17 protein-coding genes are annotated in these 15,430 nt (G+C 57.6%); 4 read left to right on the top strand and 13 right to left on the bottom strand.

Annotated features, from left to right (window positions below):
• On the bottom strand, positions 1–374 hold a 374-nt coding region (locus EII23_RS10960; protein ID WP_124793408.1), incomplete at its 3' end, for an IS5 family transposase.
• Positions 375–647: 273 nt separating this feature from the next.
• Here EII23_RS10960 and EII23_RS10955 point away from each other — a divergent pair.
• The 3 genes from EII23_RS10955 to EII23_RS10945 all read left to right on the top strand — a co-directional run bounded on the left by EII23_RS10955 (position 648) and on the right by EII23_RS10945 (position 2,052).
• Positions 648–1,064 (top strand): rhodanese-like domain-containing protein, encoded by a 417-nt coding sequence (locus EII23_RS10955; RefSeq protein WP_124793407.1) that lies wholly within the window; start codon positions 648–650, stop codon positions 1,062–1,064.
• A gap of 16 nt (positions 1,065–1,080) precedes the next feature.
• The gene (locus EII23_RS13595; protein WP_124793406.1) at positions 1,081–1,644 is read left to right on the top strand and encodes a sugar O-acetyltransferase; all 564 of its coding nucleotides are present in this window, start codon (positions 1,081–1,083) and stop codon (positions 1,642–1,644) included.
• A 150-nt stretch (positions 1,645–1,794) separates the two neighbouring features.
• Entirely contained in the window at positions 1,795–2,052 is a 258-nt protein-coding gene (locus tag EII23_RS10945) for a hypothetical protein (protein WP_124793405.1), read from the top strand.
• Positions 2,053–2,188: 136 nt separating this feature from the next.
• Here EII23_RS10945 and EII23_RS10940 read toward each other — a convergent pair whose 3' ends face one another.
• The 4 genes from EII23_RS10940 to EII23_RS10925 are packed head-to-tail and all read right to left on the bottom strand — an operon-like array spanning position 2,189 to position 9,468.
• Positions 2,189–5,428, bottom strand: coding sequence for a UvrD-helicase domain-containing protein (locus EII23_RS10940; protein ID WP_124793404.1), 3,240 nt, complete (start codon positions 5,426–5,428; stop codon positions 2,189–2,191).
• Positions 5,412–6,347, bottom strand: coding sequence for a methyltransferase domain-containing protein (locus EII23_RS10935; protein ID WP_185702374.1), 936 nt, complete (start codon positions 6,345–6,347; stop codon positions 5,412–5,414). The genes EII23_RS10940 and EII23_RS10935 overlap by 17 nt, the downstream gene beginning before the upstream one ends.
• On the bottom strand, positions 6,344–8,455 hold the full coding sequence (locus EII23_RS10930; protein ID WP_124793402.1) for a peptidase U32 family protein: 2,112 nt from the start codon (positions 8,453–8,455) through the stop codon (positions 6,344–6,346). The genes EII23_RS10935 and EII23_RS10930 overlap by 4 nt, the downstream gene beginning before the upstream one ends.
• Complete coding sequence (locus EII23_RS10925; protein ID WP_124793401.1) at positions 8,452–9,468, bottom strand: NAD-dependent epimerase; 1,017 nt, start codon at positions 9,466–9,468, stop codon at positions 8,452–8,454. The genes EII23_RS10930 and EII23_RS10925 overlap by 4 nt, the downstream gene beginning before the upstream one ends.
• Before the next feature lie 118 nt (positions 9,469–9,586).
• On the opposite strand from EII23_RS10925, the gene EII23_RS10920 reads away from it, so the two are divergent.
• Positions 9,587–10,384, top strand: a complete 798-nt coding sequence (locus EII23_RS10920) for a hypothetical protein (protein WP_185702373.1) — start codon at positions 9,587–9,589, stop codon at positions 10,382–10,384.
• A gap of 108 nt (positions 10,385–10,492) precedes the next feature.
• On the opposite strand, the gene EII23_RS10915 is transcribed toward EII23_RS10920, so the two are convergent.
• The 8 genes from EII23_RS10915 to EII23_RS10880 form a co-directional block, all read right to left on the bottom strand.
• Positions 10,493–12,253, bottom strand: a complete 1,761-nt coding sequence (locus EII23_RS10915) for a DUF2326 domain-containing protein (RefSeq protein ID WP_124793400.1) — start codon at positions 12,251–12,253, stop codon at positions 10,493–10,495.
• Positions 12,250–12,477 carry an ABC-three component system middle component 6 gene (locus EII23_RS10910; RefSeq protein ID WP_124793399.1) on the bottom strand — a complete coding sequence of 76 codons (228 nt, stop codon included), beginning with the start codon at positions 12,475–12,477 and terminating at the stop codon, positions 12,250–12,252. The genes EII23_RS10915 and EII23_RS10910 overlap by 4 nt, the downstream gene beginning before the upstream one ends.
• Entirely contained in the window at positions 12,474–13,229 is a 756-nt protein-coding gene (locus tag EII23_RS10905) for an ABC-three component system protein (RefSeq protein WP_124793398.1), read from the bottom strand. The genes EII23_RS10910 and EII23_RS10905 overlap by 4 nt, the downstream gene beginning before the upstream one ends.
• A gap of 269 nt (positions 13,230–13,498) precedes the next feature.
• A complete protein-coding gene (locus EII23_RS10900) occupies positions 13,499–13,789 on the bottom strand; it encodes a type II toxin-antitoxin system RelE/ParE family toxin (RefSeq protein ID WP_260424698.1) in 291 nt (96 codons plus the stop codon).
• A 41-nt stretch (positions 13,790–13,830) separates the two neighbouring features.
• Positions 13,831–14,115 (bottom strand): CopG family ribbon-helix-helix protein, encoded by a 285-nt coding sequence (locus tag EII23_RS10895; protein WP_124793397.1) that lies wholly within the window; start codon positions 14,113–14,115, stop codon positions 13,831–13,833.
• A gap of 211 nt (positions 14,116–14,326) precedes the next feature.
• Positions 14,327–14,497: a 4-oxalocrotonate tautomerase DmpI gene (gene dmpI, locus EII23_RS10890; protein WP_124793396.1), complete on the bottom strand. Its 171-nt coding sequence runs from the start codon at positions 14,495–14,497 to the stop codon at positions 14,327–14,329.
• Positions 14,498–14,532: 35 nt separating this feature from the next.
• A complete protein-coding gene (locus EII23_RS10885) occupies positions 14,533–15,018 on the bottom strand; it encodes a flavodoxin family protein (protein WP_260424697.1) in 486 nt (161 codons plus the stop codon).
• Positions 15,008–15,268, bottom strand: a complete 261-nt coding sequence (locus tag EII23_RS10880) for a hypothetical protein (RefSeq protein WP_124793394.1) — start codon at positions 15,266–15,268, stop codon at positions 15,008–15,010. The genes EII23_RS10885 and EII23_RS10880 overlap by 11 nt, the downstream gene beginning before the upstream one ends.
• Positions 15,269–15,430 lie beyond the last annotated feature (162 nt).

The following is a 15,430-nucleotide window of genomic DNA, read 5'->3' as shown; positions in this document are numbered from 1 at the left end:
CCCCCTTTTGTGCGGCTCATGTCCTGATTGCCTCCTCTTGCGCCTGCCGCATGTGGGTGAACTTTGCAATGACTGGCATCGATCATCAGCCATTCAAAATCCGGCTCATCAATCAGGATTTCAAGCAATCTCTCCCATACACCATTATCGCGCCAACGGATGAAGCGTCGATGGGTATTGCTCCACCCGCCAAAGTCGGGGGGCAGATCCCGCCACGGCGCGCCTGTACGCATAATCCAGAAGACCGCATTGATAAAGCGCCGATTGTCGTGGGCCCTGCCTCCCCAACTTCCTTCACGTCCGGGCAAATGGGGTTCAAGTTTTTTCCAAACCGAATCAGAAATGTCGTGCCGTCTGTGGGCTGCTGTGGGCATATGTTCCTCGCTTACGGTTGAAGACACGCGAACTGTGCCACAAAATGAAAATTTAGACAATTTCGTGACTACACTGCCTAGAATTGCTCGAAACGCATCCGTCGGAAAAATCGGGGCATGCGGGCCTCGACCGGGGGCGGCATGTCGCATGCCCGGTACCTGGCGGCGGCCGCCCCGGAAACGGCCTTCCACGTTACCGAACTGGGCAGATTTTTTGACCGGCATTTGCAATGACGCAGGAGAGACATTTCTGCAAAACCACGAGGAAAAACAATGAGAACTCTGATTGTCCTTTTTCTGCTCCTGTGTTGCGTTTTCAGTGCCCATGCGGCGGAACAGAAGCAGAATGACCTTGGCGGCATGGAGCCCGCGCAGGCACTTGAATACATGAAGGAGACGAAAAATCTTGTCATTGTTGACGTTGCTACACGACGCTGGTTTGCGACAAAGCATTTTGCGGGTGCCGTAAACATTCCCATTGAAAATATTTCTCGCAGCGAGGCTCTGGAACTGTATCGGGGGCTTCCCCCCGGGCGGCCCGTCCTGCTGCATTGTCGTCTCGGCATGATCGTTCCCGGCGCGTATCAGACCTTGAAGGAATTGCGGCCCGACATCCCGGAAGTGGGGTATATTACCGGAAAGCCCCTGTTTGACGAATACAACCATTGGTACGAAACAACACAACAGTGAGCAGGAGGGATTTTTGATGACGGAACTGGAAAAGCTCGATGCGGGGCTGGAATATTGTTTTACCGATCCTGAGGTTGAAGCGCGGAAGGGAAATGCCGTTGCATTGTGCCGCGAACTCAATGCCACAGAACATACGAACCGTGAAGAACAATGCGCGATCATCGGCAAACTGTTCGGATCGGCAGGGGAAAATCCTGCCATTCTCCCCTTGTTTCAGTGCGATAACGGAAAAAACATCCATGTGGGCGCGCAATTTCTCGCCAACTATAACGTAACCATACTGGACATCGCGCCGGTGCATATCGGCGACTACTGCATGATCGGTCCCAATACCCTTGTCACCACGGTCAACCATCCCCTGTCCCCCAGGGGTCGGCGGAAGAGACTGGCGCAGGCCAAACCCGTGACCATCGGCAACGATGTCTGGATCGGCGGGAACTGCACTATTTTGCCCGGCGTGACCATCGGCAGCAACGTTGTCATAGCAGCCGGGGCCGTGGTCACAAAGGACGTTCCCGACAACTGTGTCGTTGCGGGTATCCCCGCGCAAAAAATCAAGGATCTGGAGGACGACACATAGTCTTCCGGTTCTGGCGCATCGCAAATGTCCCCGTCCGAACCAGTGGCAGGTGACGAAATACGCCGTGAGCACTGTGGCGGAAACGCTTGCGCCAGGGGGAAAAAGGCGCTATAGGCAAAAAAATTTTTTTGAAGGGCGGATAGTTGCGCGATGAACAAGAATGCCGTGACCGTCAAGGGCTATGTGGTCGCAGTGCCGCGCGCGGTGGATGCGCGTCAGGCGCGGGTGGCCGTGGTGCAGGAGGATGTGGAATACCGCATTGTTCCGCGTGGAGCCGGTGTGGATCTGGACGATGAGGTCAGTGTTTTCGTGGAAGTTACCGGACTGCTGGAAGAAAGCGATGGCGTGAATTATCTGACTGTGCGCGGCTACAAGGTGCTGGAAGACGATTCGTGGCTTGAGGAATAGACGGACGGCGCGCAACCGTGGAATATAAGGGGGCACTTCAGGCATGAAGTGCTCCTGTGTTTTGGGGCAGCATCCGCCGAAAAAACAGAGTCGCTTTTTGTTTCGGCAGCGGTCTTGCGGCGGGGGCGGAAAAAAATCATTTCTCCAGAAGCGACAATTGCCGTTTTTCCAGGCGCGTGTGCGCGCTGGCGGCGCTTTGGCGGCAAAAATCGCGGATGCGGTCCAGAAAGGGCGAAGGCGCAAGGCGCAGGTGACGCCCGTAAAGGGTGCGGCGCGCGGCATGGCTGACAAAAATCGCGCGGGCGGCGCGGGTCAGGCCCACATAGAGCAGGCGCAGCTCTTCGGCCTGCGCCTGGGGCGGATCGTCGGCATCGTCCTCCGTGGGCGGAAACAGGAGTTCCCGCCGCAACGGCAAAAGACCGTCTTCCAGACCGGGCAGGAACACGGCTTGAAATTCCAGCCCCTTGGAGGCGTGGAGGGTCATGATCTGAACCTGTTGGGCCCGCGCACGCACGCTTTCGGCTTCGTTCTGCCAGGCCAGGGCAGAAAAAAAGTCCTGCCACGAACCGCAATCCTGCCAGAAGCGGCGGCACTGCCGCCATGCCGGGCCGGTGGTGAAGCCGCTTCCGGCCCAGGGAAGTTCCTGCAGCCAGGGCGTCATGGCTTCGGGCGGAGGCAGGGCTGCGCCTGCCCAGGGCAGGCTGTCGCCCGGCTCCGGCTGCGCGGGGAGAGAATGCGCAAATCCGCAATGCGTTGCCAGCAGGGCCAGCAGGCGCGCGCATGCCGCATTTTGCCAGAAGAACTCCCTGGCCGGAGCGGCGCAGGGGATTCCCGCTTCCTCCAGCGCCGCATGCAATGGGGGAATCTGGGCTTTCAGGCGCACCAGCACAGCCACGTCTCCGGGGGCAAGGGTTCCTGACAGGGGGCTGGTGGCCGTGCTTCTGTCCTGAAGGGTGTGGGAGGTGCTCCCCAGCAGGTTTTGGACATTGCTGGCCACCCAGCGGGCTTCCGCCTGCGCGTCGGGGGCGGCAAAAAGGCGCAGTTCGGCGGGCAGGGAGCGCACTGCTGTCAGGGGACCGCAAGAATTCCGGCCCTGCAGCAGGCTGCGGGCCATGTCCAGCACGCTCTGGCTGGAGCGGTAGCTCTGCCCCAGGCGAAAGACTTCCAGTCCGGGCCAGTGGCGGCGCAGGCTTGCTTCGTTCTGGCCTGCCGCCCCCCGGAAGCCGTAGATGGCCTGATCCGGATCGCCGATGCCAAAAAATCCCTGCCCGTCAGCGGGCAGCAGGGCGCGGATGATGTCAAGCTGCACGGGGGAAAGATCCTGCACCTCGTCCACCAGCACATGGCGGAAAGGGCCAATGCGCCCCTGCATGTGTTTCTGGCGGGCAGCGTCCAGAAGCCAGTCCAGCAAATCGGCATAATCCACGCGCGGGCAGGAGTCCGTGTTCTTGGCGTGCCGGTAGCTTGCGGCAGCCTGGGCCAGCGGGCTGTGCGCGGGTTCGTTGTGCAGGGAATGTGTTTCGCGCGCCAGCAGCAGCATGCCCCAGAGGCGGCGCGCTGTTGCGGGCGAAAGCTGCGGATTGGCGGCGCAGAAGAGCCTGTGGGCGGCGTCTTCGTCCAGAAGCAGGGGCGGTACCGAGCCGTTTGCTTGCCGCAGACGCCAGGCCAAGCCGTGGAGGGTATCGCAGAGGGGCAGGTTTGCCGTGTCCGGAAGAGCCGTTGTCAGGCGCTGGCGCAGTTCCGCCGCGGCCCTGCGGGTGAAGGTCAGGGCCAGGATGCGTCCGGGGTCTTCGCCCTGCTCCAGCAGGGACTGCAAGCGGCCGATGAGCACACGGGTCTTGCCCGCTCCCGGGCCGGCCAGCACCAGCGCGGGAAACGGCCCGGCGCGCAGGGCAGCCTCCTGTTCGGAAGAAAAGGCGGGCGCCTGTTCTTCTGCGGCGCCTTGGCCGGGAGGCGGCGCGTCCGTGTGCAGGGGCAGGCTATCGGGACGGGGGGCCTGCGGTTGTGCCGGATGCAGCCCTTGCCGCGCAGGGACGCTTTTTCCCGTCGCCCGCAGGCCGGGCAGGGAGGCGCTGCTCTTTTGCCATTCTCTTTTTTCCTCGGGGGAAAAAACGCGCACTGTGCCGTAGTGCCCATCATAGCCGCCCTCGCGGAAAACCTGCCCCTGCCGCATGCGCGACACGGCTTCTCCCAAGGGTTCCCAGTGGTCGCGGATGCGCTCCACGGGCATCTGGCACAAAATGTCCAGTTCCGGTCCCAGATGGCGCAGCAGCGCGGCATAGCGTTCCTGTGTCTTGCGTGAGGCCGTTCCTACGCCCAGAATTTCGCTCACCAGTTCCGGCAGGGGGATGAGGGGGCGGGCCTCCGGTTCGCGCGGCAAGGGCGGAACTGCGGCGCGGTCGGCCAGTTCCAGCACGCGGTGCAGCACGCCCACGGTCAACGGCTTTCCGCAGACAGGGCAGATATTGCCCAGCGCACGGGTTTCGCGCGGCTCCAGCACCACATTGCAGGCCCGGTGCCCGTCCAGATGGTATTTCCCCTCATCGGGATAGAACTCCAGCGTGCCCAGAAAGCGGCAGCCAAGGGCGCTCTGATCCTGACGTGCGGCAGCGGCGCGCAGGGCCGTGAAAATGCCCTCGTAGCCCGGACTGCCCGCAAAAAGATTGGCCTCCCGCCCCAGATTGGCCCCCGAATGGGCGTCGGAGTTGGAAACAAGGGCGTAGCCGTCCAGCGCGCTGACCAGGCGGTTCATGGCGGGATCGGACGAGAGGCCTGTTTCCAGAGCAAAAATATGGGAGGAAAGGTCGCCGTAACAATCCTCCAGACGGTCAAAGCCCGATTTGGAGCCGAACAGGGCAAACCACGGCGTCCAGACATGGGCGGGAATCATGACCGCGCCCGGCGCGCATTCCAGCATGATTTCCAGAAGGTCGCGGGAGTCCAGGCCCAGAATGGGCCTGCCGTCGGAGTGGAGATTGCCGATCTGGGCCAGCCTGCGCGACAGGTTTTCGGCATCGTCCAGCGTGGGCACAAAAACCAGATTGTGGACTTTGCGCACCTTGCCGCCGCGCTTGTAGATGGAGCTGATTTCCGCCTGAAGCAGAAAGAGGGTGGGGGAACCGTCTTTTTGCGGGAGCATCCCTCCGGGCAAAACATCCTGCGGGGGCGCGTTTTTCAGCGCATACAGGCCGCTGGCCGCGTCAAGGGTCAGCTCCCGGCGCAGTTCTTCCCGCCATTGGGGATGGGTGAAATCGCCCGTGCCCAGAACGGTGATCCCCTTGCAGCGCGCCCAGGCCGCCAGATGTCCGGGGTTCAGGGCCTTGCTGGTGGCTCGCGAGAAGCGGGAGTGGATGTGCAGGTCAGCAAGAAAGGTCATGGTTTTCCTCAAAATTTTCCGAAATGTCCGTATGTTGCGGTGTGCGCCCGGCTTCCAGCCAGGGGCAGAAGGCCAGCGCCTCCGGAGACAGGGTGGACGCGGCGCTGCGGCGCGGCCCGTGCAGAACCAGCGGTTTTTCCCATTTCAGGTCATGGGCCGCGTGTTTGCGGGCCATGATCAGGATGCGCCGGGGCGCGTCACCGGAGCGAAAGCTCACCGGCAGAATTTCTCGCAGTCCGAAGCCGGTCGCGTCCAGCGCGCGGCAGAGCAGAGGCAGGGCGGCTGCCTCGTGAATGCAGAAAAAACGTCCGTGACGGCGCAGCAGCAAGGCCGCCGCGCGGCAGAAGACGTGCAGGATGTCTTCCGCATGGTGGCCCTGGCCCAGGGCTTTCTGGCGCAGGGGGCTGGACGGGGGGCGGCCCCGTATCCCGAAAGGGGGATTGGCCACCGCCATGTCCAGGCTGTGGAGCGCGGGCCTGCCCGCATGCAGGGGATGGCTTTCCCGGCCCGGCAGGGGCAGGTCTGCCATGTCCAGGGCCGTGAAGCGCAGCCGCTGGTGCAGGTTCAGTGCGCGCGCGTTGCGGCGCGCCGCCTCCACAAGGCACGGCTCCCTGTCCAGCCCCAGCCCGGCAATGCCGGGGCAGCGCAGGGCAAGACCCAGCAGAACCGCCCCGCAGCCGCATCCCAGATCCGCAACCGCGAGCCTGCGCCGGGGCAGATTTTTTTCTGCATGGCGCGCGGCAAAGGCCGCCAGCAAAAGGGCGTCCGCGCCGAAGCGGAAGCTGCCCGGAGGCTGCTCCAGCCCACGGGGAAACAGGTTTTCGCAGCAGTCGGGATGCCCCGCGTGACCGGCAAGACGGTCGGCAGGATGGCCTGCAGGAGGGTTGGGGGGGCTGTCGGCGCGGCCGTGGCCGGTCACAGCAGCGTCCCGTCCCAGTTGAACAGGCTTTCGCGGCGCAGAGCAGGCAGGGAAGGGGGCGGATTTTCCTGCAAGTGAGCAAAAAAGGCATAGCCCGCTGCCTGCATTTCCTGTTTTTTTGCGCTCAGGTCCAGAGGCCATCCGGGGTATATCCAGATATTTTCGCCGTACTGCCGCGCCCAGAAGGGTTCGCCCATGGGGCTGAGAAAAGGCTCGTTGGGCTTGACGCCCAGCAGGCCGAAGCGGCTCAGACCCACCGGCCAGAAACCCGTGAGCACCGCGCCCAGCGGCAGGGGGCTTTGCGCGGGCAGGGCCAGCATTTCTTCCCGGGGCAGCTCCGGGCTGACCAGAGCGGCGGCAAAGCCCATGCGGGCCAGCGCGTCCAGGGCAACGGCATTGGCTGCGTTGCAGAAGGGGCCTGCTGTCAGGTCCGCGTCTTCCGGCAGAATTTCAGGAAAAAACCCGCGCTGCCAGGGAGCGTTACAAACAAAGTGGCGCGCCCCGCCCCGCCAGAGACCGGAAACGGCGCGGCGCAGGCTTTCCTCCTCGCCGGGCCAGATCACGGGCGGCAGCCACCAGCACATGCGCGGAGCCACGGTGCGCGAGATGCCCGCGCTGCGCGGCGAGAGCCAGAGCCCCTGCAAGTGGCGTCCGGCGCGGGTTTCCTTGCCCTGCGGCAGGCTGGCGCGCACAAAAATGTCGGGCCGCTTGCCTCCCTTGACGGGCTGGGGCAGGCGCGGCGCGGAGTCCACGGGTTGGCTGGGGCGCGAAGGCAGGGATGCCAGACGGGACTGCCAGTCCTTGAGGATGCCCAGCAACTCCGGCTCGCGCCGGTCAATGAGAAAAACCGGCGTGCCTGCCCTGGGCGTCTTGTGTTTGGGCAGGCGCAGCACCAGACTGCCCGCCTTGGGGATGCGGCGGGTCACGGGAAGGGTGGCGTGCCAGCGTTCGTCCTCCACGCCCACGCGCAAATAGTCCTGCGGCAACAGGGGGATGTGCGGCTTGAGAACAATGCGGCCGTCAGGTTCGTTGCGGGTTTTGCCGATCATCAGCCCGGAACTGGTCTGCCCGTCGGGCGTGGTGGGCACAGAATCTTTCTGGGGCAAAAAGCGGGCGCGGGTGGCGGGGCGGCCCAGAGCCATGCGCAGGATTTCCTCCGCGGTCTTGCGGGCAGCGGCATCGCCGGGGTTGTCCCGCAGCATGCGGTAGGCCGTGACCACATGGTACACATAGTGCGGGCCTTTCTTGCGGCCCTCGATCTTCCAGGAAACCAGATGCGGAATGTTCAGCAAGGTTTTGGCCAGAACATCCAGCGAGAGGTCCAGACAGGAAAACCAGCGCCCGCTGTGCTCCCTGCCCGTGCGCCGACTGCCCTGCGGGCGCTGGCGTCCCCCGCGGGCGCGCTCGCCGGACGCTGCCTGCGATTCCGCGCGTTCGGCATGGCGGGCCAGGGCCGCGGCGGCTTCGCCGCCCTGACGGTACACGCGGCGGCACGGCTGCACGCAGCGCCCCCGCAGGCCGCTTTTGCCGCCCATATAGCTGGACCAGTAACAGCGGCCCGAAACACAGTAGCACAGGGCGCCGTGGACAAAACATTCCAGTTCCAGCCCCTGGGGGCAGGCCTCGCCCATGCTGCGGATTTCGTCAATGGAAAGTTCCCGCGGCAGGATGACGCGGCTTGCGCCCAGAGCCCTGGCCTGCACGAGGCTCCCGGGATGGGTGAGGTTGGCCAGGGTGGAGAGAAAGATGCCGCCCTCGAATCCGGCCTGCCGGGCCAGATCGGGCATGGCCAGATCCTGGACAATGAGACCGTCCGGCCTGACCTGCCGGGCCAGACGCGCCATCAGGCGGTAGGCCTGGGCCGGTTCGCCGGGCTTGAGCAGGGTGTTCATGGCCACATATACGCGCACGTTTTCCGCGTGGGCCAGATCGGCAAGGCGCGAAAGCTCCTCCAGGCCGAAATTGTCGGCCTGCATGCGGGCCGAAAAATTCTTGAGGCCCAGATAAATGGCATCGGCACCGGCGGCAATGCCCGCCAGAAACGAGGCGGCATCTCCGGCCGGAGCCAGTATTTCGGGGCAGGCGGTTTCGCGGGAGGGGCTGTTCATGCCTTGTAATACTCTTTGTACCACGCCACAAAGCGGGCAATGCCCTCGCGCAGGTCCGTGCGGGGGGAAAAGCCCGTGATTGCGGCAAGGTCGTCAATGTCTGCCCAGGTCGCCTCCACATCGCCGGGCTGCATGGGCAAAAATTCCTTGCGGGCTTTCATGCCCAGGGCGTCTTCCAGCGTGGTGATGAATTCGTTGAGCTCCACAGTCCGGTTGTTGCCGATATTGTAGATGCGCCAGGGCGCGGAGCTTCTGCCCGGATGGGGATTTTGCGGATCAAAAAGCGGGTCGGGCGCTGGCGGCAGGGGCAGCAGGCGCACAAGTCCCTCCACGATATCGTCAATATAGGTGAAGTCGCGCCGCATTTTGCCGTGGTTGAAAACCTTGAGAGGTTCGCCGCGAACAATGGCGGTGGTGAAAAGGTGCAGGGCCATGTCCGGCCTGCCCCAGGGGCCGTAGACCGTAAAAAAGCGCAGCCCCGTGCAGGGAATGCCGAAAAGATGGCTGTAGGCATGGGCCATGAGCTCGTTGCTTTTTTTGGTGGCCGCATAGAGGCTGACGGGATGGTCCACATTGTGTTCCACGGCATAGGGGCGCGCCGCGTTCAGGCCGTAGACGGAAGAGGAGGAGGCAAAGAGCAGGTGCCCGGTCTTGTGCCGGCGGCAGCATTCCAGGAGGTTGGCAAAGCCCGTCAGGTTGGAATCCACATAGGAGCGGGGATTTTCCAGACTGTGGCGCACACCGGCCTGGGCGGCCAGATTGACCACATGACTGAAATTTTCGCGCGCAAAAAGATCCGCCAGCGCCGGAGCGTTGGCCAGATCCAGAAGCTCGAAACGGAAGGAGGCTGCCTCGGGCATGGCGCGCAGGGCGGCCAGCCGGTCTTTTTTGAGCTGCACGTCGTAATAGTCGTTGCAGTTGTCTGCTCCCACCACGCTGTGCCCCAGAGAAAGAAGACGCCGGACAAGGTGATAGCCGATAAAACCGGCGGCGCCGGTCACCAGAACATGCATACAGGCCTCCTGTGCAACACAGGGTATGCCATATGCTGTCCGGGAGCAAGAGCGGCGTGCCGGAGGCGCTTGCAGGAGCGGGGGCGGGCATCGTATACTTGCCCCTTGAGGTGCTTGCATGCAGACATCAAAACACCACGATGCCCGCCCTGCGGGTTCCGCCATCCGGCGGGAGATGCCCGCAGCCTGGTACGACGGCCCCCACAAGGAGGCCCTCCTGTACCTGCTGGTCGCCATCTTTTTTGTGGAGCTCATGGTGGGGGGCGTGGCCTTTTTTTACGGCGTCATGCACGCCGCGCCCGAAACGCCCGGCGGGCCGCCCCTCGCGCGCTTTCCCTGGCTTGGCTGGGCTGTGGCAGCGGTGCTTGCGCCCGTGGGGCTGATGCTCATTGTGCACCTGGCGGGAACGTGGGTGGCGCGCTTTCTGGGGCGCGAGATCCGGGAGGGAGGCGAGGCCGCAGGCGGAGAGGGTGACGATCAGGTGCCGGAGCGCCTGCGGCGCTTCTATGCGGTTATCCGCAGCGCCCCCACGGTGGTTCTGCTGCTGGGCATTTTGCTGCTGGGGGCAGCCCTGTTTTTTGTGGACGGCGCGTTTTCGGCTCTGGTGCGGCTGGGCAGCGCGCTGGCGGACGACATTCCCTGGCTCGCGGGCAGTGCTGCGGCCATGATCGCGGCCTGCTATCTGGTGCACCGCTGGTTTGTGTACCGCCACCACCGCATGCAGCAGGAATACGAGTACCGCCGTGAAGTGCTTTTGCGCACGGGCATTGTGCTGGTGGACAGGGGCTGTATGCGCCTGCCCGCCCAGGACGGGGCTGACCCTGCCCTGGAAGGGGCGCTGGTCATTGAAACTCCGGCCCTGCCCCAAAAGACGCCGGAACCGCCCGAAGGCGCGCCGACTCCGGAAGAGCGGTAAAACGGGCGATGCAGGCGTTATTTTTCCATGCAGCGATAAAAGGGGAGGGGTACAAGGGCGCAACTGGGCTGCATCATGATTTTGCTCAGATTGATTATGAGATGACTTCTACTCTGAACTGACGGTAGCTCCTTTCTTCAATTCAAAATGGAACCCCATGAGTGAATCCGTTGGTTCCTTGTCTCCAAGCATCAAGCGCACACACTGGTTCGGGTCAAAGTTTTCACAAAAATCTTCATATGGGACCATGTCAGAGTTCATAGCGCATATATATTGAAAACCATGTTCTTCAGCTCTTTCGTGGGCATATTGCAGGGCATGAGCGCGCTGTCTGGAATCAACGCTATCGTAAATAGTGCTGTCATGAATTAAAAAATCAATTCCGCCTTTTTCCGCTGAAAGCTCAACAAGCATCATGTCGTAGCAAAAGACTTTCATCTTCCCCACGCCTTCACTACTGCTGCGCTGAATTTCGACATCAAACTCATACCCGTTTTCAGTAGTATTTATAATCAAATTCCCCGGCTCATTATATAAGGCAAGAGAGCTTTCATTAAAAAGTGCTACGGCCTTTTCCCAATTGGTGCGGCTTAATTCATAGTCACGTTGAAGTTTAGTATCCAGTTCAAGTTTTCGTGTTTTGATTTCTTTTTGTTCGTTCGAGATGTTTTTTAACTCTGCCAATTTTGTTTTTATGGTTTCTAATCGTTCACGTTTTTCAACTAATTTAGCCTGTAAAAGAGAAAACTCTTCCAAAGCGCCATGCGTTTGCAAAAGGCGCATAAGATTCGCGCGCTCCTCTGTAGACGCGCTAATATCATTTTCAACTCTTGCCATTTGATGTCGTATTTCAGCTATTTCAGTTTGAAGAAATTTTTTTCTATTTTCAACAACAGAAGCATGAAATGCTTTTGCTTCATCTAAAGTCTTCTTTATTGATTCAGCAAAAAGCACTCCCGCTTCTGCATATAACTTTTCAACACTATTTTGTTCCGGTGGAATTTCAGCAGTTATTGATTCTTCATAGCGCGTTAACTTACGTCGCAATACCAAAAGGTTATTTGAATTTTGATGGATATTTGTTGTCAAAGAATTTGCTTTGTCTTGCAGCTTCTTATATTGTGGAAGGACTTTAAAAGTATCAATCGCTTTTGTCTCTTCTGCAATCACTCTTTCAAGCCGCACACGTTCAGCTTCTAACTCACCTTGTGAAGAAATTATTCCAGATTTAACTGCTGTATTCAAAGCCTTTAGCGCGGAAGACCTGTCCCGAATTTCCTGTGCTTCTGAAGCATGTTCCCAGTTTAGCCCGAGTAAGTATGCGTTATTAACTTGCAAATCAAATGTTTTTTGATTGCGAAAGTGAGTAAACGGGCGGGAATATGCATCCACACCACGCCGTATGAAATATGAAATCAAGCTCCTAAAAGTAGGCTTATATTTAGGTTTAAGCCCATCTCGAAGATTAAAAAAACATAACCCCAAAAGTTTTTTCCAATCATCATTCTTATAAAACGAATCACCACTATCATCATCTTTTTCAGCAAGAACAGGCAGACCAACAATATCACCATTAACAATTATATAATTGGATTTTTTTATAGACCTTTTTGCAGTTATGCTTTTACCACATATAATAATGTCAATATAAAATTCCCATTCTTCTATATCTGCAAGGGGTAATCCAAGCTTTTTAGCCTCGGCTCCAAGACAAAAATGGATGACATCAATGAGCGTTGTCTTCCCAGCTCCATTTCGAGTGTCTTTCTCTCCAGATCCTTCTGTGCGCTCCGCAAGGATAATATTCAAGCCTTTTCGAAATTCAACCGCTTTGAATCGTTTATCACTTGCATATATTTTTTTGATCATGACCCAACTCGCATGATTTCATTGCCCTTAATTTCAATAAGACCGAGTAAAAACAGAAAATCCAAGGCAAGGATAAAACGTTCAAAAGTGGCAACAGCGTGATTTGTCTTTACGTCTTCCCAAAGGCTGGAAAGATTCCTCCGGCTTTCAATGCAATGCAACAGAATGCCGCCCACGCCAACAATGGCTTCATCTTCTCTAAGGTATTTGGATGGCATAATCATTTTTCAAATATCTCGCATATATGAAACAGGTGAGTCAAAATAGCGAGACCTGCTGCTTGTTGCTTAAAATCGCTCCGTCCTGAATTTGCAAATTCCAGCATGTCCATAAATAGTTCGTCACCGGAACTGTCTTTGTTCAATGCCAAATATTTTTGTTTAAAGCCGTTTTTCAATCGTTCAGGGAACTCTGAATCAAGCTGGGCCATATTCGCCAAAAATTTTTCTACCTCTGGGCTACGGCTAAGCCCCATAGAGATATAAGTGCGAGATACTTGCGTGAGGTTATTTTTGGCAATTTTCAATTCCGGTGGAATCACACTAAAGCCGGTTGATTCGCTGAATTTTCCTGTAGACAACGCTTTTGCCGCAGTTTCAAGTTCCGCAAAGGAAACATTGGACATTTCTTCGTCCAATTGTTCCTCAACCCAGCGTTCGTGCTCCTGCTTGATTCTGCGCAGGGCCTCTGTCGGATAATTTTCGGGCTGGGTATCTATGATGTCATGGCAGGTTGGGCAGAGCAAAATCCAGTTGGCATAAGTATCTAACTTATCGTTCGGAAAGTTCGCGTCAGCACGAGGCCCTGCGGGGCTATGCGCAATAATATGAGCGATTTTACCTATTTGTCGGGCTTTATCGGAAGGGGTAGCCTCAAGAATTAATAATTTTCGGCAAGTCGAAAAGGCGCAACGACCTGCGGCTTTGCCGTAGAGAATCTTGAGGTCAGCTAGGGGATATCTTCTGTTTTCTGCCATGCATTAGCCTCACACTGGGAAGGTGAGCAGGCGTCCCACGCAAATCCTGTAGGCTATGGAAACTTAGCCCCAACCCTTACGGAGCATTTCGGAGTTTTAAAATTTATCACATATTTTGCTCTACATAAAGAGCAAAATATGTGATTGCTGTCCGGCTAAGGAGTAAGAAAAAAGTCCAAAATTTCCGCGAGTTGTGGTATGAAGATGTTGCGTAAACTCTTACCACACAAGGGGATTTTGGACTTGAGTCACCATAACACTCTCTTCTCTCAGGCGCTATCTCTGATTCCTGGACGTGTTTTCTGCGCTGTCGCCTGGGGGGGACAGTTTTTCAATGCCCGCCATAGCCAGCTTCTCTCTGTATATACAGATTCGCCTTCGACTTCATAGAGGACAACATATCCGGAAGAGCCAAAGGGAATCGGCAATTCTTTCTGCTCTGGTTCCGGGTCATTTGCCAGGCGGCCGGCATTGGGAAACTTCTCCAGGATTTTTGTGCCTGCAAGTATGGTTTGCACGGCTTTTTTTGCGGCATCTGCATCCAGTTTTTCAAGGAACAGAAACGCAGTCAGAAGCGCGCGTGATGCTGCTTAAGTCCAGATTATACGTGACATTTCGGCATGGGCACCCTTTCGCCCTGGCCAAGTTTGTTTGCCCAGGATTCGAGTTCTTCTTGCGTCAGGTGCAAGCCTGTTCGTTTGTATTCTTCCCAGGCCGCGATACCTTCTTGACGCCAGGCTTCCCGCTTTTCTTCACGGTGGACAAAAGTTTCCAATGCTTGAAGCCTCACGGCATGAGCCGATTGTTTGCGGGCGTCCGCCAAATTCTGAATACGCCCCCGAAGACTGGGAGACATCTTCACACTTGTATTTACGACAGATGGCATATCCTTCCCCCGTTTTCCTGGTCGTAACGTATACTACTTCTTACGACAAGCTGATTTTGAGTCCAGATTGCAGTCTCCTTGTTTGTGGCGGCACTCAAAAGCAGAGTCTGTGCCGCCCGTTTCCGTTTCATGGCCGGGGTGATGCCACCGATGCCCATGTTGGGCCGTTCGTTGTTATAGATCCGGAGCCAGGCTATTTTTTGGGGGGGGATTACAACTCTCCTCCAACGCCTATATTCTCCAGAATATTTTCTTTTAGAAACACATAAAAGGATTCCTTGGGCATATTCATGATTCGCGCAGCGGATTCCGTAAATTCCGCAATCAACTGTTCCTTCTGTTCTTTATCCAAAGAAGCAGCTTCAAGGGTTATAACAGGCACAGGTTGTCTCCAGGGGCGTAGAAAAAACGAATGGCCTACAGACTGATGCCAAGGGCTCTTGCCGCTGTCGGGTAATCCGTTCCTTCGATGTCTTTGCGGGCGAAGACGTTCTTAGCCAGAATCACTCCCTGGTCTTCCCAGGGGAGATACTGCTGAAGAACTTTGTAGTGGGCCATGATGGCGTCCATGTTCCAGTCCGTATTGCTGCCGCAGGTGACGAGCATCGCGGATTTCATGGGGTGTTTCCGCAGAGCCACGCGTTGCGGCATCAGGCGATCCAGAACGGTTTTCAGTTGAGCGGTCATATTGAAGTAATAGAGCGGCGTAACCAGGACGAGCATGTCTGCGGAAAGTACTTCTGGAAGAATCTTCTGCATGGCATCCTGCTGGATGCATTCCCCGTTATGGTCATCACAGTAATAACAGGCCTGGCATGGACCGACCTTTTCAAAGGCGGTATCAAAACGAACGATGGTATGCCCTTTGGATGAAGCCCCGGCGATGAATTCATCAGCCAGCAAAGCGGAGGTGCCCTGGCGGTGGGGGGCTGCCGGTAAGCATGACTATTTTCATGGTCTTTCCTTTGCTGTCGGAGAGCAGCAGATCGGCGGCGGAAGCGGTTACGGAAGGCAACAGGACTGATACAAGAGAGCCACTTAAAAATTTCAGCATAAAACGGCGAGTTCTAACGTGGCCTGTGTGTTTGTTGAAGGGTTCCGCACAATTTTCAGGGAACAACGACGTTGGGTTTGGGGAAAGGGGACGGCTCATGCGGGTACTCCTCGCACGGCATCAGGGAAGATGCGCTTCTGACGGTTTTCAGGGGAGTTTATTGTAGGCAGTGTAGTCACGAAATTGTCTAAATTTTCATTTTGTGGCACAGTTCGCTTGTCTTCAACCGTAAGCGAGGAACATATGCCCACAGCAGCCCAC

Source organism: Desulfovibrio sp. OH1186_COT-070 (genome assembly GCF_003860215.1).
Classification (GTDB): domain Bacteria; phylum Desulfobacterota; class Desulfovibrionia; order Desulfovibrionales; family Desulfovibrionaceae; genus Desulfovibrio.
The sequence above is the reverse complement of the archived record's forward strand: the minus strand, read 5'-3'. Positions and strand labels throughout refer to the sequence as shown.

Excerpts from the sequence above, each read along its gene's own strand:
- EII23_RS10955 (WP_124793407.1), top strand. The coding sequence starts at position 648 with ATGAGAACTCTGATTGTCCTTTTTCTGCTCCTGTGTTGCGTTTTCAGT.
- EII23_RS13595 (WP_124793406.1), top strand. The coding sequence starts at position 1,081 with ATGACGGAACTGGAAAAGCTCGATGCGGGGCTGGAATATTGTTTTACC.
- EII23_RS10945 (WP_124793405.1), top strand. The coding sequence starts at position 1,795 with ATGAACAAGAATGCCGTGACCGTCAAGGGCTATGTGGTCGCAGTGCCG.
- EII23_RS10940 (WP_124793404.1), bottom strand. The coding sequence starts at position 5,428 with ATGACCTTTCTTGCTGACCTGCACATCCACTCCCGCTTCTCGCGAGCC.
- EII23_RS10930 (WP_124793402.1), bottom strand. The coding sequence starts at position 8,455 with ATGAACAGCCCCTCCCGCGAAACCGCCTGCCCCGAAATACTGGCTCCG.
- EII23_RS10925 (WP_124793401.1), bottom strand. The coding sequence starts at position 9,468 with ATGCATGTTCTGGTGACCGGCGCCGCCGGTTTTATCGGCTATCACCTT.
- EII23_RS10920 (WP_185702373.1), top strand. The coding sequence starts at position 9,587 with ATGCAGACATCAAAACACCACGATGCCCGCCCTGCGGGTTCCGCCATC.
- EII23_RS10915 (WP_124793400.1), bottom strand. The coding sequence starts at position 12,253 with ATGATCAAAAAAATATATGCAAGTGATAAACGATTCAAAGCGGTTGAA.
- EII23_RS10910 (WP_124793399.1), bottom strand. The coding sequence starts at position 12,477 with ATGATTATGCCATCCAAATACCTTAGAGAAGATGAAGCCATTGTTGGC.
- EII23_RS10905 (WP_124793398.1), bottom strand. The coding sequence starts at position 13,229 with ATGGCAGAAAACAGAAGATATCCCCTAGCTGACCTCAAGATTCTCTAC.
- EII23_RS10895 (WP_124793397.1), bottom strand. The coding sequence starts at position 14,115 with ATGCCATCTGTCGTAAATACAAGTGTGAAGATGTCTCCCAGTCTTCGG.
- EII23_RS10880 (WP_124793394.1), bottom strand. The coding sequence starts at position 15,268 with ATGAGCCGTCCCCTTTCCCCAAACCCAACGTCGTTGTTCCCTGAAAAT.